At 26.0% G+C, this 21754-nt stretch carries 21 protein-coding genes and 1 pseudogene; 1 reads left to right on the forward strand and 21 read right to left on the reverse strand.

Annotated elements, in window-relative coordinates; all coding sequences use genetic code 11:
- Positions 1-15: 15 nt before the first annotated feature.
- From RDY08_RS11460 to RDY08_RS11545, 18 genes are all read right to left on the reverse strand, one after another.
- Positions 16-1416 (reverse strand): fibronectin type III domain-containing protein, encoded by a 1401-nt coding sequence (locus tag RDY08_RS11460; RefSeq protein WP_307905550.1) that lies wholly within the window; start codon positions 1414-1416, stop codon positions 16-18.
- A gap of 28 nt (positions 1417-1444) precedes the next feature.
- The gene (locus RDY08_RS11465; protein ID WP_307905551.1) at positions 1445-3154 is read right to left on the reverse strand and encodes a leucine-rich repeat domain-containing protein; all 1710 of its coding nucleotides are present in this window, start codon (positions 3152-3154) and stop codon (positions 1445-1447) included.
- On the reverse strand, positions 3141-4148 hold the full coding sequence (locus RDY08_RS11470) for a hypothetical protein (RefSeq protein WP_307905552.1): 1008 nt from the start codon (positions 4146-4148) through the stop codon (positions 3141-3143). The genes RDY08_RS11465 and RDY08_RS11470 overlap by 14 nt, the downstream gene beginning before the upstream one ends.
- Before the next feature lie 13 nt (positions 4149-4161).
- Complete coding sequence (locus RDY08_RS11475; protein WP_307905553.1) at positions 4162-5349, reverse strand: hypothetical protein; 1188 nt, start codon at positions 5347-5349, stop codon at positions 4162-4164.
- Positions 5350-5367: 18 nt separating this feature from the next.
- Positions 5368-6780: a hypothetical protein gene (locus RDY08_RS11480; protein WP_307905554.1), complete on the reverse strand. Its 1413-nt coding sequence runs from the start codon at positions 6778-6780 to the stop codon at positions 5368-5370.
- Positions 6781-6792: 12 nt separating this feature from the next.
- Positions 6793-7788, reverse strand: a complete 996-nt coding sequence (locus tag RDY08_RS11485; RefSeq protein ID WP_307905555.1) for a hypothetical protein — start codon at positions 7786-7788, stop codon at positions 6793-6795.
- Between the two features lie 14 nt (positions 7789-7802).
- The gene (locus tag RDY08_RS11490; protein ID WP_307905556.1) at positions 7803-8684 is read right to left on the reverse strand and encodes a hypothetical protein; all 882 of its coding nucleotides are present in this window, start codon (positions 8682-8684) and stop codon (positions 7803-7805) included.
- An 8-nt stretch (positions 8685-8692) separates the two neighbouring features.
- Positions 8693-9838, reverse strand: coding sequence for a hypothetical protein (locus tag RDY08_RS11495; RefSeq protein ID WP_307905557.1), 1146 nt, complete (start codon positions 9836-9838; stop codon positions 8693-8695).
- Between the two features lie 40 nt (positions 9839-9878).
- Positions 9879-11639 (reverse strand): secretin GspD/PilQ domain-containing protein, encoded by a 1761-nt coding sequence (locus tag RDY08_RS11500; RefSeq protein ID WP_307905558.1) that lies wholly within the window; start codon positions 11637-11639, stop codon positions 9879-9881.
- On the reverse strand, positions 11636-12181 hold the full coding sequence (locus RDY08_RS11505; RefSeq protein ID WP_307905559.1) for a hypothetical protein: 546 nt from the start codon (positions 12179-12181) through the stop codon (positions 11636-11638). Before RDY08_RS11505 ends, RDY08_RS11500 begins: the two co-directional genes overlap by 4 nt.
- Positions 12174-13268 carry a PilN family protein gene (locus tag RDY08_RS11510; RefSeq protein ID WP_307905560.1) on the reverse strand — a complete coding sequence of 365 codons (1095 nt, stop codon included), beginning with the start codon at positions 13266-13268 and terminating at the stop codon, positions 12174-12176. Before RDY08_RS11510 ends, RDY08_RS11505 begins: the two co-directional genes overlap by 8 nt.
- A gap of 26 nt (positions 13269-13294) precedes the next feature.
- Positions 13295-13801 carry a PilW family protein gene (locus RDY08_RS11515; RefSeq protein ID WP_307905561.1) on the reverse strand — a complete coding sequence of 169 codons (507 nt, stop codon included), beginning with the start codon at positions 13799-13801 and terminating at the stop codon, positions 13295-13297.
- The gene (locus RDY08_RS11520) at positions 13791-14162 is read right to left on the reverse strand and encodes a type IV pilus modification PilV family protein (protein WP_307905562.1); all 372 of its coding nucleotides are present in this window, start codon (positions 14160-14162) and stop codon (positions 13791-13793) included. The genes RDY08_RS11515 and RDY08_RS11520 overlap by 11 nt, the downstream gene beginning before the upstream one ends.
- Positions 14152-14580: a type II secretion system protein gene (locus RDY08_RS11525; RefSeq protein WP_307905563.1), complete on the reverse strand. Its 429-nt coding sequence runs from the start codon at positions 14578-14580 to the stop codon at positions 14152-14154. The genes RDY08_RS11520 and RDY08_RS11525 overlap by 11 nt, the downstream gene beginning before the upstream one ends.
- Positions 14561-14989: a type II secretion system major pseudopilin GspG gene (gene gspG / locus RDY08_RS11530; protein WP_307905564.1), complete on the reverse strand. Its 429-nt coding sequence runs from the start codon at positions 14987-14989 to the stop codon at positions 14561-14563. The genes RDY08_RS11525 and gspG overlap by 20 nt, the downstream gene beginning before the upstream one ends.
- Before the next feature lie 152 nt (positions 14990-15141).
- Positions 15142-16335, reverse strand: coding sequence for a type II secretion system F family protein (locus tag RDY08_RS11535; RefSeq protein WP_307905565.1), 1194 nt, complete (start codon positions 16333-16335; stop codon positions 15142-15144).
- 8 nt (positions 16336-16343) lie between these two features.
- Positions 16344-17750, reverse strand: a complete 1407-nt coding sequence (locus RDY08_RS11540) for a GspE/PulE family protein (protein WP_307905566.1) — start codon at positions 17748-17750, stop codon at positions 16344-16346.
- Positions 17750-18277 (reverse strand): hypothetical protein, encoded by a 528-nt coding sequence (locus RDY08_RS11545; RefSeq protein WP_307905567.1) that lies wholly within the window; start codon positions 18275-18277, stop codon positions 17750-17752. Before RDY08_RS11545 ends, RDY08_RS11540 begins: the two co-directional genes overlap by 1 nt.
- Positions 18278-18425: 148 nt before the next feature.
- On the opposite strand from RDY08_RS11545, the gene RDY08_RS11550 reads away from it, so the two are divergent.
- Positions 18426-19382 (forward strand): hypothetical protein, encoded by a 957-nt coding sequence (locus RDY08_RS11550; RefSeq protein WP_307905568.1) that lies wholly within the window; start codon positions 18426-18428, stop codon positions 19380-19382.
- Positions 19383-19791: 409 nt separating this feature from the next.
- Here the strand turns inward: RDY08_RS11550 and RDY08_RS11555 are convergent, their stop codons facing one another.
- The 3 genes and pseudogenes from RDY08_RS11555 to RDY08_RS11565 form a co-directional block, all read right to left on the reverse strand.
- On the reverse strand, positions 19792-19917 hold the full coding sequence (locus tag RDY08_RS11555; protein WP_307905569.1) for a hypothetical protein: 126 nt from the start codon (positions 19915-19917) through the stop codon (positions 19792-19794).
- A gap of 451 nt (positions 19918-20368) precedes the next feature.
- Positions 20369-20536, reverse strand: a pseudogene (locus tag RDY08_RS11560) (LacI family DNA-binding transcriptional regulator); the annotation flags it as partial.
- Positions 20537-20758: 222 nt separating this feature from the next.
- A complete protein-coding gene (locus RDY08_RS11565) occupies positions 20759-21661 on the reverse strand; it encodes an aldo/keto reductase (RefSeq protein ID WP_307905570.1) in 903 nt (300 codons plus the stop codon).
- Positions 21662-21754 lie beyond the last annotated feature (93 nt).

Here is a 21754-nt window from a genome sequence, read left to right on the forward strand (position 1 = left end):
TTTAACATTTCCCTCCTATTTTCTTACTATTATTTTATACCATCTATTTTCACTTACATCATTATCTATATAATAATTATCAGTTGTACTTCCTAATATTTTATAATCTATTCCATTTGTACTCATATATATATAATATCCAGTACTTTCATCTATATTTTCCCATTCTAATTTTATATTTGATTTTTCAAAATTAACATTATCCATTTGACTTATCCTGAAATTTAACTTCTTAGACAATGTCTTTACACTTTTTTCAATATATTCACTACTAATATTTCCATATACTGCTCTAATTCTAACGTTATAGTTTGTATTTAACTTTAGATTATCTATTAGAATATTCTCTTTTTTCACTGTTTTTTTATTTTTATATTCTGTACTATTTGATTCTCTCCATTCTATTTCATACTTTGTACCCTCTGGATATATACTTTTTTTCCATGATAAGTATATTGAATTTCCATCTACTCCATCATCTTTAAAGTTAATTGGCTTTTCAAGTTCAAGATTAAAAGTAACTTCTTTTTCTTTTAATAATTCTTTATTTTTATTATACGCTTGTACTTTTACTTTATATTCTTTGTTGTCTCTAATTTCACTCATATAAAATCCATATCCTGTAACGCCTTTATTTGTAGTTTGCTTTATTATTTTTCCATTATTTTCTATGGTAATTTTATACTCATCTGCTTCATTTAATTTATTCCATTCAATCTCTATCGTTGGATATGTTTTATCTTTTACTACTAACGAATTTAATCCATTCAATGCTGTCGCCTCTATAGTTATTTCATTACTTTTTACTCCATCAATCATCACATATAATTTATGTGTACCTGGATATACTGTCCTATAATATAATTGAGGTAGTTCTATATTTATTGTTTTCCCTGAAGGTAAAATATCATATATCTTAACCCTACTTTTTATCTCTTCATAAGGTATCGTCTTATCTACATATACAGGAACTCCTGGAGCAACTTGTTCTTTTTCCCAACTATATACATCGAAAGATATATATTCTACTTCTAATCCATCTGCTTTTACCTTCCCATCTGCCTTATCAGACAGCTTAATATGATGTATTGGAGCTATTTGATTTCCTGTAATTACTTTTAAATATGCTCCTTTTTCTACTTTAAACTCTCCTTTAATTCTCACTGTTTCTCCTGCTTTTAACAAAACTTCTCCATTTGGTTTGCTTATTTTTCCTGAATTTATGGTAATTGTCTCATCAGCTTTATAATATTTTCTTGTATCGTCCAATAGATTTACTAATAATAACTTTCTTTTTAATAAAGTCAACCTTTCCGATAGAGGTAATGGAGTTAATATTTCAAAATTAACTTGCGAAAATACCGTCCATGACATACTGATAAAAATAATTAACCTAAAATATTTTCCTTTATTCATTTTTATATCTCCTTATTTATATATTTTTTTAATACTCAAATGTATCTAATCTTTTCTCCAACTCTAAAATTATTTTATAATTATTTATTTGGGCATTTCCATAAATTGGATTATTCTTTATATTTAAATATTTTAAAGAATTTAATTCTAACATAACTCTCAAATCAGTTATTAAATTATTATCTGCATATAAATTTTCTAAATTTGTCATATTATGCAAATAACTAATCTCTTTTATTTTATTATAACTACACTTTAAGTTCCTTAAATTCATTAAATTTACTATTGGAAACAAATTATCAATTTTATTGTTACTTATTATTAATTCTTCTAAATTTTTTAAATCATCTAATCCATCTAATTTTATTATTTCGTTAAATTTTAAATCTAATATTTTTAATGCAGTTAATTTATCCAATTTTGATATATCTTTTAATTGATTGCCAGACAAATATAATTTTTCCAATTTTGTTAAATTTTCAATACTAGAAATATCTTCTAACAAATTCCCTTCTAAATTTAATTCTTTCAAATTTACCATATCAGCTAAAGGTAAAATATTTTTTATACTATTTTCACTTAAATCTAATTTTTCTAAATGTTTTAAATTCCCTAAAAAACTTATATCTTCTATGTCATCTCCTATTAAATATAATTCTTTTAAGTTATTTAATTTTTTTATAAATTCAAAATCTTTGTTTTCCAAATATGGCAAATATAATTTTTCTAATTTTTTCAAATTCCCTGCTTTTTCTATATTATTAATTTTATTATGCATAATATCTAACTCTTTTAAATTTTTAATATACTTATCTACATTAAAGTTCTCTATATCATCTTTTTCTAAGTTTAATCTTTCTAAATTCTTAATATTTTTTAAAAATGAAAAATCTGATATTCTACAGTTTTCAATAGTTAAATCGTTCAAATAATCAAGTTTAGGAATTATAAATTTTATTAACGTTTTATTTTCTACACTTTCTATATATAATGTTTTTAAATTTGTAAAATATTTTAATTCCTCTATTAAATCAAACTTGTATATAAGTAAATTTTTAATCTGTTTTAAATCTTCATAATAAATATTTCTATTTTCAGGAATATCTAGTTTTGCCTTAATTACATTTTCAAAATGTTTATTATAAAAAAATATATAAGTTTTAACAGTGGATAATCCTTTATCATCAAATGCTATTATTTTTAATTCTATTGTTTTATCTCCCAAATTATAGCTATGATTTAAATTCAACATCAAAAAATTTTCATCTATTTCTTCATCTATTTCTCCATCATTCTCCCAATCAATTTGAAACTTTTTTATTTTACCATCTATATCTAAAATATTTCCTAATAAATTTATAATATTATTTTCTCTTTTTCCAAGCATATTTAAGACTGGTGGTTTATCAAATTCAACTTCTATACTCTTACTTCTTATCTCTTCTACTTCACATTCTAAAATATATTTTCCGCTTTTATCTGTTGAAAAAAAATTGTTCTCAATTTTTTGCCCATTAACATAATAATTAATGTGATAATTTGTTAATATATCTCCATATTTATTTTTAACTATCCCTGTTAATATTACCTTGTCAACTCCATTAGCTTTTATTAATTTTTTGTTTATAATTAATTCTACTTTATCTATTTTTAGTTTTTCATTTAAAAAACATCCGCTTAGAAATAATATTAAAAATAATATTATTAATTTATTTTTAATATTATTAATCTTCTCCATATTTAACATAATATCCTATATTTTTAGTATAATATTTATTTAACATATCTAAATCTTTTGACTCACTTCCAATCCAAGCAACAAACATCTCACTTTGAATCCAATTATTATTATAATCTTCCAAAGGGATATTTTCCCACCAATTTTCTCCCTTTTTATAAGGAATTACATAATATACCACTAATGAATCTTCAGTAAATACTCCTTTTCTCTCTAATTTTGAAATTGAATCATTTAAATTTTTAGTATATATTATCTTTGTAGTTTCTTCACAATAATTTATATATTGATTTTTTGATTGCTTTCTCACATCTATATTCTCTACAAGAGTATAATATGGAGCAGCCATATATCTTTTAGGCCATTTTTCTTCATTTAACAAAATTACTCCCTTATATACCAAATATCCATCTGGGACTATCTCACTACCATCATTATTTAAATTTGGAAATCCTCTATGTACCCATTTTATACCATCAGATAAACTATTTTTTAAATTTGTTTTAAATACTGTTTTTTTCGTTTTAGATATATTCCTAGTTATTTTTATTTCATATCCCATATTTTCTAAATTTTCTCTATATATTTGTTTTCTTATTTTCTCATCTGCCCAAGGAATAATTTTATTATACTCCGTTGTATACCTACTTGCTGCAATAGCATAACATAATCCTTTTTCAGAATTTTTATAATCCATTATTGGGGGAATATACTCTCCATTTTTAGTAAAATCTGGAAAATAATTTTCATCATAAACAATATCTGGCTTACTATCTATATTCCTTTTTATTTTTTTCTTAGAATCAATATTTCTAGTAAAGATAATTTTTCCATAAATTAAAATTTCTCTCTCACGTTCACTTATTTTTCCTGTTTTTATTACTTTTGATTTTATTTTATTTCTTTCTTCTACTTTATTATAAGAATATTGTTTTATACATCCATTTAAAACTAATACAGTTATCAATAACATAAATCCTATTTTATTCTTCATTTTTTCTCCTTTTCTATTTATTTTTTAATTTTGCTATCTCATTTTTCATATCTTCATTCTCTTTCTTAAGCTCTATCATATACAAAGTAAGCTCCTCTACCTTTTGCAATAACTTTGCCTGCATATCTCCTACACTTACACCTTTGCTTTTCACCTCTTTTTCACTTGGAATATCTGGTAAATGTTTATTTGATTTTACAAATTTTGCTACTTCTTCAAGTGGTCTTAATTTGTAATTATTTTCAAATACATAATCTGCCCATACATTTTGTGTTACTACTAATTCTGACGTATGCAAAGTCCCGTTTATACTTGCAGAACCTTCTACTTGCAATTTTTGTCCTGTGTCATTTGATTTGCCTATTAATACATTCCCTCCTCGTCCATTTATTATTGTTCTATTTTTACTATACCAATTTATATATGTAGAAAAATTTCCGTTCTTTGCATCTAAATGTAAATTACCATTTGTTGCTGCTACCGATGCGTAAGATGTTACTCTTCCATTACCTCCCACTTGAAGATATTCGCCCCATGAAGAATTAGGTCCATATAATGTATATCTATCTTTATATAAATGAAGTGCTGCTTTTGGATTTGCTGTTCCTATTCCTACATTTCCATTAAAAGAAGCATTACCACTATAACTCATCCCATTAGAATTAACATAAGAATCAACTGATGTTTTAGGCTTATGATAAGTGATCCAATCTTTATGATGCCCTTCTTCTTGTGGATAACCATTTTCATCAAGATATACTTTTGGCACATTAATCATATCATTGTTACTTCTGTAACGATATGTTGTCCCACCACCTCTTAACCATATTAATATACATGAACTGCTATTATTTCCAGTTACATCTTTCCAACCAGCTACAAATCTATTCCCACTATTTCTTATATCAGCATCAATAAATGCTGATCCATGTCCCCAATTTGTAGTATGAAATCTAAATTTTGCAATTATTGTCCCTCTCCATGATGAATTTACATGTGTATCTGCCCTTGTTATCTCTAATTCTGTTGCTCCATTGGTCCAATTTGTATTTCTCCATAATACGGGATAAAATTTATCAAAATCCCCTCCTACATTAAATACTCTAATTTCTGGTGTAGTTAATGTAGTCCCTGTAAGATCTGCTCCAAATGATATTATGCTTGAAATAACTATTAAAATTACTAAAACTATTTTTCGCACTCCTAAATCTCCTCCATTTTACTTTTTTTCTAACTTATTAATTTTTTCCTTCATTTTATTTTGATTTTTTCTTAAATCTTCATTCTCTTTCTTAAGCTCTATCACATACAAAGTAAGCTCCTCTACCTTTTGCAATAACTTTGCCTGCATATCTCCTACACTTACTCCTTTACTCTTTACCTCTTTTTCACTTGGAATATCTGGCAAATGTTTATTCTCTTTTACATAATTTGATACTTCTTCTAATGGCTTTAATTTATAACTTTTTTCAAATACATTATCGTACCATTTATCTTGAGTTACCACTATCTCTCTAGCTCCAATAGTCCCTTCTACTGCAAGTTTATAATTATTCTTATTTGAAGTTGTCCCTATTAATACGTTTCCACCTTTTTGACTTTGAATACTAATTGGTTTCCCTGCATTACTATATATTTCATTATAGGTCTTTTTATTTGATAAAATTAAAGTATTTGTCCAGTCTTTATCGGTTATTCCAATTCCAGAGTCTCCATTCAAAACTCTAAAATATTGTCCGCCATTTTCTCCTTTTACATTAAAAATATCTACATTTACTTTATCTGTATTGATTAAAACCTTCCCTTGTATATCTAATTTTGCTCTTGGGTTTGATGTGCCTATTCCTACATTCCCCTTCAATCTATTATTTACAATATCTTCTGCACTTGGCATCCAACTTTTCCCATTATTTATCAATCTAGCATAAGGTAAAGCTAAATATATTTCTATTGGTCCATCATTGCCTACAGCTTCAAATCCTAGCGAGCATTGATTCCCTCCTAACCTTGTTGTTTCGCTAATAGTAGTATTAAATTCCCATTTATACCATCCTTGCGCTCCCTTATCTGTTGTTGTTTTATATATTGTTGTTCCTCTCCTTATACTTCCACTTCCATTATCATATCCCGCATCTGTTCCAAAACAAACATAATCTCCCTTGACTATTTTTATCCAAACTGAAAAATGAATTTTTCCTCCATTTACAACTGGGCCAACATAGGGCAATCTAACTATCTGATAACCTCTTGCATCTTTTGATACATTCCCAGTTACTTTTAATATGTGCCCATCACCTCTTCCATTCCACCCGTCTCCTAAACCACCTCTTGATATTCTAGGTCCTTTGTAGTATCTCCTAAACCAATATGGAGTAGTTTTTGTAGCACTTTCTACATCTTTAGTTGCATTCGCTGGACTGGTGGCTACATATGGTCCTTCAAATGCTTTCGTATATGGATGTACTGCCTCTATTGTCATTCCTGTCGTAGAATATCCTTTCGGTGTTTTCCCATCACTATTTAATTCATTCATAAATCCATTATTTATTAAGTTATATGGAACTGTTTCATTTGCCATTATGATATTCGCAAAGTTTAATAATATAATTATATACATTATTATTTTTTTCATTCTTACCTCCATCTATTTTTTTACTTCTAACTTTTCTAATTTTTTTTCAAGAATTTCATTTTTTTCATTCAATAAATTAATTTTCTTATCTTGCTCTATCATATACAAAGTAAGCTCCTCTACCTTTTGCAATAACTTTGCCTGCATATCTCCTACACTTACTCCTTTACTCTTTACCTCTTTTTCACTTGGAACATCTGGTAAATGTTTATTTACTTTTACAAATTTTGCTACTTCTTCAAGTGGTCTTAATTTGTAATTATTTTCAAATACATAATCTGCCCATACATTTTGTATTACTACTAATTCTGACGTATGTAGAGTTCCATTTATGCTTACAGAACCTTCTACTTGCAATTTTTGTCCTGTATCATTTGCTTTGCCTATTAATACATTCCCATTTATACTTGCAGAGCCTTTTATTATTTCATTCCCATATATGTTCTCTGTTTCTGTAAAAAATTCTTTTTCTTCTGTTATTTGTTCTCCTGGTTTCACTGATATTTTTTTCCCATTTGGCCAAGTTGCATTTCCTCCCAATACAGGTTTTAATAACTCTCCATCACTCACATAAGCCCATCCTGTAAATTCTATGGCATATAGTGTAGACCTAATATTTGCTCTTAAAGCAATATATTTATCTCCTTTATATCTAACTGTAACTAATTTCCAATCCTCAAATCTTGACTTTACAAAACCTCTATTTGTATTATAAGCTGTTGCTGTATTAACTTCAATTAACACCTTTCTATTCCATGAATGTTTATCCCCTCTAATAGCGGATATTTTTCCCATAACATAATAATTATTCATTAATTTCCCATCATATGCTTTATGTAATAATATATAAAAATTAGATGGATCTCCAAAAGAATGGGAATTATTAGCTATTTTATAATTTACATAATAATTTTTATATCCTTTTACCTGAAGGGTTCCATTTATAGTATCTCCAAATATAAATAAAGTATTTATAAGTAACAATATAATGACCAAAATTTTTATCATAGTTTTTATTCTCCTTATTTTTTTTCAAGTTTATTTATTCGTTCTTTTAAATATTCATTTTCTTTCTTAAGCTCTATCATATACAACGTAAGCTCCTCTACCTTTTGCAATAACTTTGCCTGCATATCTCCTACACTTACTCCTTTACTCTTTACCTCTTTTTCACTTGGTATATCTGGTAAGCGTTTATTTACTTTTACAAATTTCGCTACTTCATTCAATGTTCTCAACTTATAATTATCCTCAAATACATAATCTGCCCATGGAGTTTCACTTAATCTTAGGTCTGTTGCTGCTATTGTTTGTGTAACTATTATTTCATTTGTTGTTAGTGTCCCTTTTATCTTTGCATTGCCATTTACATCTAATTTAGCACTTGGAGTAGTTGTTCCTATTCCTACATTTCCAACATTATCTGTAGCATATATCGTATTAATTGAAAAATTCATCTTTTTTTTATTACTCTTGTTATAATCTTTTATTTCAACTGTTTTTAAACCTGTTGAATCAGCATAAAATGCCTCTATTGTAAAAAATGGATATGGCTCATTATTATTTGTAACAACAACATCATAGCTATTTCCATTATCATATATTTCTAAATTAAAATATCTATATCCTCCGCCTCCATGTATTTCTCTATTAACCTTCAACCCCTCCCTAGAAGAAATATAGTATGTAGTTTCTCCAAGCGTAGTATTTATCCAACTTCCTCCAAATACTTTTATCATAAGTTTTTGATAATCACTAGAAGAACTATATGGAAGATTTCCTACAAATTTTGAATTTGTATTTGAAGTGCCATAACCTATAAATGTTGTTCCCACTTTCACTGGTTCTGTTGCAAAACAAACTACTGATAAAATAAAACTTATAAATATAACAATTTTTTTCATGTTTTATATTATCTCCTTTCTAAATTTTTTATTTTATTTTTCAACATATTAATTTCTTTAGTTTGTTCTATATTTTTCTTATCTTGCTCTATCATATACAAAGTAAGCTCCTCTATCTTCTGCAATAACTTCGCCTGCATATCTCCTACACTTACTCCTTTACTTTTCACCTCTTTTTCACTTGGTATATCTGGTAAGTGTTTATTTACTTTTACAAATTTCGCTACTTCATTCAATGTTCTCAACTTATAATTATCCTCAAATACAAAATCTGCCCATGGAGTTTCACTTAATCTTAGGTCTGTTGCTGCTATTGTTTGTGTAACTATTATTTCATTTGTTGTTAGTGTCCCTTTTATCTTTGCGTTTCCATTTACATCTAATTTAGCACTTGGAGTAGTTGTTCCTATTCCGACTTCTCCGCTTCTTTTTATAAATAATCTGCTTCTCCAACCATTGTAATTTCCTTCTATACTATATCCTCCATCCATTCCAGCATCACTTCGCATTCCTACATTCCAACCATATCCATTATCTTTAGTTTTAAACATATGTCTTGCAAAGGCTCCAGCTCCATCAGCTTCTAATAATACATCTACTGAACCTTTCTTCTTGATATGTAATATCCTTTTAGGCCTTTCTACTCCAATTCCAACTTTACTATCCATCAATGTTAATCCACTTTCTTGGTCTCTTACATTTGATAACCTTATAAATCTACTGTGATATAAAAATAATTTCTTAGAATAACCATCATCCCCAGTTATATACGAATCTCCCGCTAAATTTGAATTATCTTTAAAAATTAATTTCTTATATTCCCCATTTAATTTTATATTTCCATTTACTTCTAATTTTTCACTAGGATTAGATGTCCCTATCCCTACATTTCCATTCTCTCTTAAGGTTAAAACATTCAAGCTTTTCATAGTAACTGACTCAGAAAATATGAAATCAAATCTTTTCCCATATTCATTTCCATAAGTAGTTAATCTCCAAGTATGTGTATCTCCCCTTGGTGTAAAATCTAATGGAGTTATTTTAGAGCGAGTCAAGTCCAATTCATTATTAATTACCAAATTTTCCATAACCTCCCCACCAAAACTTACAATCCCAACCATAACCATAATAATCCCTATCAATACTTTTCTCATCTCTAACCTCTCCTTAATTATTTTTTCTCTATTACTCACTTTATTGTGCTTTTTTAATAAGCTCACTCATATCTCTTGCCATTTTTATAGTTTCTCCATCTTCTACTATTCTTGGTGTAATATAAATTAATAATTCTGTTTGGTTGCTATCTCTACTTTTTGTTTTAAATAACTCGCCTAATAAAGGGATATCTTTTAATATTGGAATTCCTGACTCTTTTTCTGTTATTACATTTTGCTCTAACCCGCCAATTACTATGGTTTCTCCATCTTTTACTCTTACTGTTGTTTTGGCTTCTCTTTTACTTACTGTTGGTGGTCCTTCTGCTGGTGCTGCTCCTCCTATATTGCTTATTGTTGGATTTAACTTTAAACTTATATCTCCTGTTGAATTTATCCATGGAGTTACATCTAGTGTTACTCCAGCATTTACACTTTTATAATCTATCTTTTCTTTGCCTTCGTTATCTAAAGTTACAACTTTATAATACTGAACTGTTCCTACATTTATTACTGCCTTTTCTCCGTTTATTGTTGTTATACTTGGCTTGGCTTTAATTTTTGCTAATCCTTGTTGTATTAACAATTGTAATTTTGTATAAAATACATCGTTTAATTTTGTTGCATTTTCATATGTAAACTCTCCTGAATTTGTATCAAATACATTTAATTTTTTTCCCCTTGTTGTTACCCCCTCTAATTGTAATCCTAGTTTCTGTGTATTATTTTTATTTTTTGATATTTCTACTATTAATGCTTCAATTTTTATTTGTGGTACTTTTTCATCTAATTTTTTTATATATGATTTCAATTTTGACATATCTTTATCCGTCCCTGAAAACAGAAGAGCATTCTGATTTGAAATAACTTTTATATTTGCAACTGAAAAATCATTTGGAAGTAAAGATGGCACTTTCTCAGCCTGAATAAATTTCAATTTTATTAATTCTGTTGAATTAAATATATCATTCCCTACTCCCATGCTATTTTTTCTCGTAATTATATAAATCTTATTTTCTATTTTATATGTATAATTAGCTCCCTCTAGTAAAATGTTTATAACTTCATTTAAATTAGCATTTTCTAATTTTAATGATATCGACTCAACTCCCGAAGTTAATATCATCATATTTAAACCTGCTATTGTTGATATTTTTTTTAATATTTTTATTACATTTTCATTTTCTGCATCTATAGACACTTTCCCCTTATTATATGATATTTTTAGTTTACTTGGTATTCTTGCTCTGCTTATTCCAGATGTAATTTTATAAATCCCTCTATCTTTCATAATAGAATATCCATTAGTTTCAAATAATACAACTAATCCTGAATCTATATCCACATCTCTTACTCTGCCTGATATATTTCCTTTTACATTATTATCTACAACAATATTCAATCCTGCTTTTTCTGTAAGTTCTTTTGCTACCTCTCGTATATCAACATCATATATGCTATAACTTAGTTTATTCCCGTTAATACTTATTTCTGCCATATTTTTTGGAATAACTTTCCTTTTTACATAAAAAGTATTATCTGTTATTTTTATAATCTCATAATTATATACTTTTTCTAATATACTTAATGTATTCTTTAGAGTAACATTTTCAAGATTAAGTGATATCTTACCATGTATTTCAGGACTTGATATTATATTCATTCCACTTTGTTTTGTAAGTAATACAAATACATCTTTTGCTTCTGCTCCTAAAACGCTTATATTTATCAGTTTTTCTTGTGCAAATACAATGTTTGTATACATAATAATCATAAAAATAATAAACATTAACTTTTTCATCTTTTGCCTCCTTTAATATATGCTATTAAGATTATGTTTGTCATTAAAATATCTGTTTTTTTCTTTATCTCAAGAGCTTCAATGTACATTTTTTTTTCATATGAAAATGTTTCTAAAAATGTTATTGTATTTTCATATTCTCCTTCAAGCAAAATATGAAATGAAATTTTAGTTATACCTACCTTTTTAATTTCTTCAATATTAATACTTTTATTTTTTATTTTTAAATTATCTTTTATACTTTCTTTATTTATTTTATCCATAATATTAAATTGAACATTTTTAATATTATCATTAAATATTTTTTTTGAAATATCTACCTCGTCATTTTCAATATTTTCCTTTTGCTTTTTATAGCTTATATAATTTCCTATATCATTTCTAACTAATTTAGATTCAGCTAAAGTTTTTTCTATTTTCATTCCTAATCTCCTGTTTTCATCAATCAATGGCAATAAATACCACTTTACATATGAAACAGAAATTATTATAATTATTGTTATTAACATCATTATCTTTTCTCTTTTTTGCAATTTACTCAACTAATTCACCTTCTATTCTAAATCTCTCTTTTTGCTTTTCTGTTATTATACTTCCTCTAAATTTTAATTTTAAAAATTTTTTCGACTGTTCAAGTTTTTTTAAAAATTCAGAAGCATTTTTGCTCTTTCCTGATATTCCCTGTAGCTTGTTCTTTTGAAATGTAATTCTGTCTATTTCAGTTGTAGAATCAGAAACATCCGCTATCACCGCTAACCATTTTATATAACTTTTACTCTCAAATACTGATACTAACTCTTTTAATTTTTCTACTTCTTTTGTTTTACTTTTAAGATATTTTTTCATTTCCATAATATTGCCTTCAGGTTTTTTTAGTTTTTCATTTATGCTTTTAAGTTTTAACAAACTGTTTTTATAGTTTTGATTCATATATATGAGTTTTGTATTATACATAATGAATATTATAGTTACCATAAAAATAGATGCATATTTAAAAATAATTCTACTTTTATTTATATCTTTTACTGATATTAAAAAATTTAATTTATTCAATTTTTTTCCTGCTTTTTTTCTTAATTTATCAATTTTTTCATAACTATCAAGATTATACACATCTCCATCTGATTCAAATAACTCCCTTTTATCTTCTGTTTTGTATAATTCTATATCTTTTTCTTTATATACATATTTATTTTCTAATCTATAAATAAGTCTCTTTTCATTTGTAAATAAAATTTCTGTTAATGGATATATCCCTCCTATATTTACTCTTTTATCAAATTTCATTTTAAACTTTCTTTTTTCTACTATAAATATCTTTAAATTCAAATTATTATCTTTTTTAGATATAGTGTATTTATAATTTACATCTTCTCTTGGAAATAGTAGATTATTTAAAACATTCATCTCTATCATATTATTTATTCTACTTTTTAATTTCTTTAATATGGTTATTTGTTTATATATCACATAATCAGGTGTTATAAACCACTGTATATTGACTTTTTTATAATTTTCACTTAGATACCTATTTAATTCTTCAATTCCTTCAAATGTTTTTTTCTCATTATTACTAAAAAAACAAATATGAATATCTCTAAAAGATATCACGTAACAATTTTCAATCATACCGTTTCTCCTCAAATTTTATCATTTTATAAATCTCTCATTAAATAGATTGATATATTTTTTGTTATTATTTTATTGGATTTTTTAAAAAATCTTATAGTAATTACTTTTGGCATTTTCTTCTCTTTAAGGAAGTCCCATTCACTCTTCCATTCACCATTTAAACCTATATAGATAAATTCCACTCTTGCGTACTCTTCTTCCTCTGTTAAATCAAATTCCTTTTTATTCTCTTTAATAATTAGTTTATAACCATTAAAAAATATCTTAATATGCTTTTCTTCATTTTTTAATATCCTATCAAATTCCATCTCATTATATTTACCTTTAAAATCCATAGTTGAATTAATATTTCGCAAGTTATATTTTAATATCTCTACTATTTTATCTTCTGTCCCTATTAATTTTTCTGTTTTCATATTTAAACTTTTATTTATTATAGATAGAAAAGCAATTGCAGAATAGATTACAAGACTGGATATAGAAATAGCTATAAGTAATTCTATTAATGTAAATCCTTTCTCAATTTTCATTTTTCTTTGCTTCCTCTTGGTTAAAAATTGCAGATAATATATCATGTTTTTCAATTCCTTTTATTTTATAATTTGCTCTAAATGTTCTTTTAATCAGATTATTTTCTATTCTTTCTTCTGTTATATTCCAATTAATTTCTATTCTATTAATATCATCTACACCATTTAAACCATAACTTATTTTATCATTTATCTCTTCTAGCTTGTTCGCCCCTAATTTGTGTACTTTAGATTTCACTATATAATTTATATTGTTATTAGATAACTTTATCGTAAGTGAAATAAATGACGGAACTGACATTGCTAAAATTGCTGCTGCAACAAGAACTTCTATAAGGGTAAATCCTCTATTATTCGACATTTACTTCACCTGTTTCTTCCTGAATCTCTATATTTAGTGTTCCATATGAAGTTTTTATTTCTACATTTTCACCTAACACTTTTCCATATTTATTAAATATTATTTTATTACTTCCATTATCTGATTCGTTGTTAAAATTCATATTATTTTCATCCCATTTAACTGATATAATCTTTTTTTCAGATATAAGTTCTCTTATATCTTTTATTTCTATATCTTTTTTTTCAATAATTGCTTTATCTTTAAAGTATTGAAATTTCTCTTCTACCCCTTTTAATATAAGTTTTCTATTCATTGATTTATCATATCTTTGCATATTATTTATTGTAATTGTCAATATCAACGAAAGAATAACTACTACTATTATCATTTCTATAAAAGTAAAACCTTTTTCTTTTTTACCAGTTTGTAATATCATCGCTATCTTTTCCGCCTTCTATTCCATCTTCTCCATTAGACCAAATATCATATTTTTCAGGATTGTTATATCCGGGACTCCTATATTCAAATTTATTTCCCCAAGCATCTTTTGGTATCTCTTTCTTTTCAAGGTAAGGACCATTCCAATTTCCAGCTATAGGATATGTTATTGGCTTTTCTGTTAATGCCCTTAATCCTTGTTCTGTAGTAGGATAATTCTTATTATCTAACCAATAATTATCAAGTGCCATTTGTATTATTTTAATCTGATTCTTCGTTGTAACTTTTTCAGCTTGTGATACTCGATTAAAAAGATTTGGCCCTATAGTTGCTGCTAAAAATCCTATTATCACAACTACTATTATAATTTCTATCAATGTAAATCCATTTTCTTTTTTCTTATTCATTAAAAACTCCTCTCACAAAATATAATAAACTTCTTTTTTAAAGACACTTAGGAACGTTTAAAAAATAATCTTCTCATATTTTGTTATAAAAACGCTTAAAACATTGCGTATTTTAAAGCAAAATGGGAATGTTATTTTTAAGCCATTCCTTATTATAATTTTTCTATACCTGCTAAATTAATTATTGGTATCAGCATTGCATAAATTAATACTCCAAATATAATTCCTATAATTATTATTACCAGTGGTTCAAATACTTTTGAAAATATTGCTATATTACTCTTTAATTCATCATTCAATGTATCTGATAAATCTGCAAAAGACAGACCTAAATCCCCACTATTTTCTCCTACTTTTAAAAGTTGAAAAAATAGATTATCATATAAAAAATTCCCATTTAATGATTCTGATAATTTATTACCATTTACAACTTTTGTTATTATCTTTTCAACTTCATTTTTTAAATATTGATTTTTTGTAAGTGTTTTTGATATTTCTAGAGATTTTATAAGCGAAACTTTACTATTTAATAATCCACTCATCATTGATGAAAAGTTATACAGAAAAAATTTTCTATAACTTTTATTAACAAAAGGTATTATTAATAGATATTTATATACTTTTCGCTTTAGAAATTCTGAATTAAAAAAAATATAACTTAAAACAATAAATATCATGCTAACCGCAAAAATACTTATTATATTCTTTTCAAATAAGTTCACTAAATCAATAATCACACTTGTAATTTTAGGAAGTTTTTGCCCATAATTATCATATATCTGCTTAAATCTTGGAAGTACATACCCAAACATTACTGCCACTGATATTATTCCAACAAAAATTAAAATAACCGGATAAGTCAATGTTGATATTATGAATTTCCTGAAATTCATTTTTTCATAAATTGTTTTTTTTAGTTCTTCAAAAACAGCCTTTATAAATCCTCCTTCTTCTCCAGCTTTTATCATACTTATATATCTTTGATCAAAATATCCAGGATATGAAGATAATGCTATTGAAAAGCTTTCACCTTTTCTTACTTTTTCATATATAGCATCATAAACTTTTCTGGCATATTTATTCTTTGTGAGATTTGTTGCTGTTTCTAATGATTCTCCCAGATTCATACCTGATTTTAATAGTGTATTCATATTTTTTGTAAATATATATATATCTTTTAGACTTGCTCTTTTAGAAAAGATTGTTGCTATTTCCTCTTTTATTTCATATATTGTTATCTCTTTTCTATTTAAATCATTTAAAGCTTGCTGCTCATTTGTAGATTCCACTGTTCCTTCTACTTTTTCTCCTTTTTTATTATATCCTTTATACTTGTATAAAGACATTTTACCTCCTAACCACTTGTAACTCTTATCACTTCTTCTATTGTTGTTATGCCATCTTCTATTTTCTTTTCTCCATCTTCAAAAATTGTTCTCATACCATTTTTCTTTGATTCTTTTATAATATCCTGTAATTCTCTTTTTTCTGAAATCATTCTTTTTATATCATCTGTTATATTCATTACTTCAAATAGTCCTAATCTTCCTACATATCCAATATCATTACATGTTATACATCTTTTATGGCTCTCATCTTTTAGTTTCTTCTCTTCTTTACAATCTGGACATATTTTTCTAACAAGTCTTTGTGCAATAATTCCTTTTAAAGATGCTGCAAGCAAGTAATCTTCTACTCCAAGATCTTTTAATCTCATTATCGAACTCGGTGCATCATTTGTATGTAATGTTGCCAATACAAGATGACCAGTTAAAGCTGCCTGAACTGCTATCTTCGCTGTTTCAGTATCTCTTATTTCTCCTATCATTATAATATCTGGATCCTGTCTCAATATCGATCGCAAGCCATTTGCAAATGTAAAATTTATTTCTGGCTTTACTTGCATCTGGTTCACTCCACTTATCTGATATTCTATTGGATCTTCTATTGTTATTATTTTTTTTTCTGAAGCATTTAGATAGTTTAAAGTTGCATAAAGTGTCGTTGTTTTCCCACTTCCTGTGGGTCCCGTGACTAGTATAATTCCCGTTGTATTCTTTAATATCTCATAATATTTTTTTAAATTATAGGTATCAAATCCTATATTTTCAAGCTTTAATAAACTTTTTTTCTTATCAAGTATTCTCAATGTTATATTTTCACCATTTATTATTGGTGCTATGGCTACTCTTATGTCCACTTCTCTTGAAAAAATTTTTATCCTTATTCTTCCATCCTGCGGGATTCTTCTTTCTGCTATATCAAGTGATGCCATTATTTTTATTCTTGTTACTAATGCTGGTGCTATATACAATGGTAAAATGCCTATATTTATCAGTACTCCATCCACTCTATATCTTACCACAACTCCTTGTTCAAAAGGTTCTATATGAATATCGCTTGAGTCCCTTTTTACTGCATTTGCTATAATCATATTTACTAGATTAATTATTGGAGCTTCATTTGCCATCTCTTCTATATCTTCTACATTTTTTATATTCTCATTTTCTAAAAAACTTTTAAATCCTGTTATATCTACTTCTCCAAGTATATCTGATTTCCATTCTTCTTTTTCATAATCCAATTTAATAAATTCTTCATTTTCAAGTTTTTCTATTTTCACTTTTTTTCCTAAAAACACCTCTATTTCATGAATAACTTGTGCATTATGATTAAGCTTCGAAAAAAAAATTATACTATTTTTATCTTTTTCCTTTATTATTAAATTGTATTTTTTTATAATTTTTTCTATATTCCTCATTAATTCCCTACCCTTTTTTTAAATTTTATCGTCTTAAAAAAATTTTCATTCTTAACTATAATCGAATCTAAATTTATCTGTGACAACTTCCATTTCCCATATACAATATCCCCTTCTTTAAAAATTTTATTCTCATCATGAATTATTATAAGTACTTTATTATTTTCCTTTTCATTTATTATTCCTACTAATTTTACGCCGTTTAACTCAGGAGCCCTTATAAAACTCTTCTCTTTTAATCCTTTTTCGTCTTTTTTTTTAGATAAACTAAATAATTTTTTACTGTGTAATTTTACAATATATTTCCCAATATCTTCCTGCTTTTTATCCATATATTTGTTTTTATTTTTATTCTCAATGGTTTTTTGCTTTCTTTTATCTTTTTCATACTTCATCAAAGAAATTCTGTTTTCTAATTCTTCACCTTTTATAATATCTATTCCACTGTTTTTTGTCTCTGACCACATATCATATGAAACATACACTCCACATAAAATTAACGCATATAATAATACCTTAAACTGCACACAAAACCCCCTCTTTAAACATAATTTTATCAATCAAAAACTAATTAAAAAAAAGTATATCATTATTTTTATTTTTTTTCAATAGTTTCTTGACATTCTTTTCATAATATTGTATCTTTTAAAGAAAATCTATAGGAGAAATTTCATTATGAATACAAAAAACAGAGGTTTTATATTAATTTTTATTTTATGGATAATATCAATTATATCTTTAATCACAAGCTATCTGATTACTAATTATTCTTTTAATAGAAAAAACTCTTTTAACTATATTAATCATACTGATTCAGATATGGCTATAATATCTGGATTCAATAAAGCTATCTCAATTTTAAAAAATGATGAAACAAAATATGATTTTAAATCTGATAATTGGAATAATCTTTTTTCAGATAAATTAAATAACTTTGTATATCATGTAAAAATCTCTGATGTTGGAAGCTTGTTAAATATCAATTTTTATTCTAGAAGTGATATTAACAAAAACAGTTCCAAGTATATTCCTAATATGATACTAAATTCCAATGGTAGCGACTCTAAATATTTTGATGTATATAGTAAATTTAATTTTTATCTTTACAGCATCAAAACTCTTGAGAAAAAACTTACTTATGATAAATTTAATTTTGAAGAAATAAATAATATTATTACAACTTTTGATGAGAATTTTAAAATAAAAAGTTTTAATATAAACGTTACTAATGTTATTAATTCTCTTAATTTAACAGCCGAAAAAAAAGAACTATTTACTAATTATTTTATGACTGTTGGTTCCTTAAATATAAACATTCTTACTAAAGAACAATTGAATTTTATTTTTAATATATGCAAATCAAAAGAATTTAGAAATTATAAATCAGATATCATTGAATATATGAACAATAACTCAATTGACAAAATTAGTTCTATATTTGATAATAATATTGTTCCTAAAAATTTAGAACATGTTTTTAGAAATATCTTTAATACTTCTTCAAATATATTTTCTATTAAAATATCTAACAACAATAATAAAATCTTAGCAAGAATTGTTGTTAAACGAAATTTTAAAGAAAAAAAAGAAAGCACATTTTCTGTGCTTTCTTGGAATGAATATTTTGATTAAGTAGTTGATTAAAAAACCAATTCTATCAAAATTATATATCCATCTTTTCTTTCTATTACAAATATTTTATTAGGAGCATTTGCTAAATGAATTATATCTTTATATCCTGTCCTTGATATATTAAATATTTTACAGCTTTATAACTTCCAATTATATTATTAGAGTTAATATAAATTATATTTTTTCATCTTCTTTTTGATCAATTATAACAATTTTATATCATTTTTTAGAAAGCAGGTTTGTTTCTTCAACTTTTTGATATTCTTCTTCTGTAACTACAAAAAAACAAAACATTATATTCAATTTCATCTGCACACTCAACTACTAAGGAATGGCTTAAAAATAACCTTCCCATTTTGTTTTAAAATACGCAATAATTTAAGCATTTTTATAACAAAATATAAGAAACTTATTTTTTAAACGTTCCTAAAGCTATAAAATTAGAAAAACAAGATAAATCTACTATTCTTCCGTTTACATTTTTAATAGTATCAAGTATAAATAATCCTATTATTTTTTCTCCAACTAAAGCCATTCACCTTAATACAAAAACAAAAGAATGGGAAAATAGTCAGGAAATAGCTTATTATTTTTCAACTGAAATTTGTTCAGCAAAATTATTATGTGAAAGAATTAGAGGTCATTGGAGAATAGAAAACTGTAATCATTATGTTAGAGATGAGACTTTAAAAGAAGACAAATCAAGAATAAGAATTAATGCAAATATTATGTTAAAATTAAGAAGCTTTGTTTTAAATATTTTAAGAATAAATAATATTAAAAATATTAGCAAAGAATTATGGAATAATGTATTAAATGTAGATAGAATATTTAAATATGTTGGCTTATATTAATAAGCAAGTTTGTTTCAAATGTAGCATTGAACGGCCCTGCTTTTTAACCACACTTTCCCCTATTTTCCAATCAACTCCAACCAAATAACCCCCGCCATATATTGCTTCATCATCTATTACCTATACCAAACGTTTTCCTGCTAAAGCTCTTGCTAAAGAGTTTGGAACATATCCATATTTGTTTATTACTTCCATTACTTTTTATTTTGTTTCTAGCGGAACATTAGAATATCCATTTACAACTCTAGAAACTGTACTCCTTGATACTCCTGCTATTTTAGCTATATCTTTACTTTTCATTTGTACCTCCTAAAATTCTCAAATTATAATATTTTTAATATATTTTATCATTTTCTACTAAAATAGCAAGACCCTTTTTTTAATTTCTCTCTTTTGTAGAACTTCTTTATGAAATTTAACACTACTAATTTATAAAAATTATAAAAAACTATGCCCGCTTATGCAATGGACATAGTTTTTTAATAAATCCTTTTCTTCTTAATTTTTATTTTAAACCCTTCTCTAAGGAATTTGATTCCCATTAGCAGCTTCTAATATTTCAAACCATTCTTGTCTGCTTAATTTAATTTCCAAAGCATACATTGCAGCTCTTATTCTATCCCATTTGCTACTTCCAACTATTGGAACTATTTTTGCTGGATGCATTAATAGCCAAGAATACATTACTACATCTATTCCAGATATATTATGTTCTTTTGCTATTTTCTCCAATGTTTTTCTAACTCTAACTACTTTTTCACTATTTCCTTTAAAAATTTCTCCACCTGCAAGCGGCGACCAAGCTAATGGTGTTATCCTTTTTTCAAAACAATTTTCAATAGTTCCATTATAAAACTGTTCAACTTGTAATGCTGATATCTCCACTTGATTTACTGTTATTGGAAAATCTAAATAACTTTGCAGCATATTCACTTGTGATGGCAAAAAATTAGAAACTCCAAATTCTCTAACTTTCCCAGCTTTTTTTAATTCAAGAAAAGCTTCTGCTACCTCTTCTGGATTCATAAACGGATCTGGCCTATGAATTAATAAAATATCAATATAATTGGTTCTAAAATTTCTTAAAGATTTTTTTACTGATTCTATAATATGTTTTTTACTTGTGTCATAATGATTAATCCAATTATTAGGTCTATTATCTGCCTTTAGTTGTATCCCGCATTTTGTTATAATCTCTATTTTATCTCTTATTCTTGGATCCATAGAGATAATATCTCCAAATTTTCTTTCTACACTGTATCCACCATAAATATCAGCATGATCGAATGTAGTTATTCCACTGTCAATATCTTTTTTTATTAAGCTCAAAACTTCTTCTTTACTTAAATCCCAATCATTTAATCTCCAATATCCATGTATAATCCTAGAAATTGACAAATCCTCACTTATTTTCACTCTTTTCATTTTGCGCCTCCCTATTTTTAGTTTATTTATATTCTTAATTACTAAACTCAAATCAACTAACTCATCGCAAGTAGCTGGTAAGTTAAACACAAA

It is taken from the genome of Haliovirga abyssi (assembly GCF_030295325.1).
GTDB lineage: Bacteria > Fusobacteriota > Fusobacteriia > Fusobacteriales > Haliovirgaceae > Haliovirga > Haliovirga abyssi.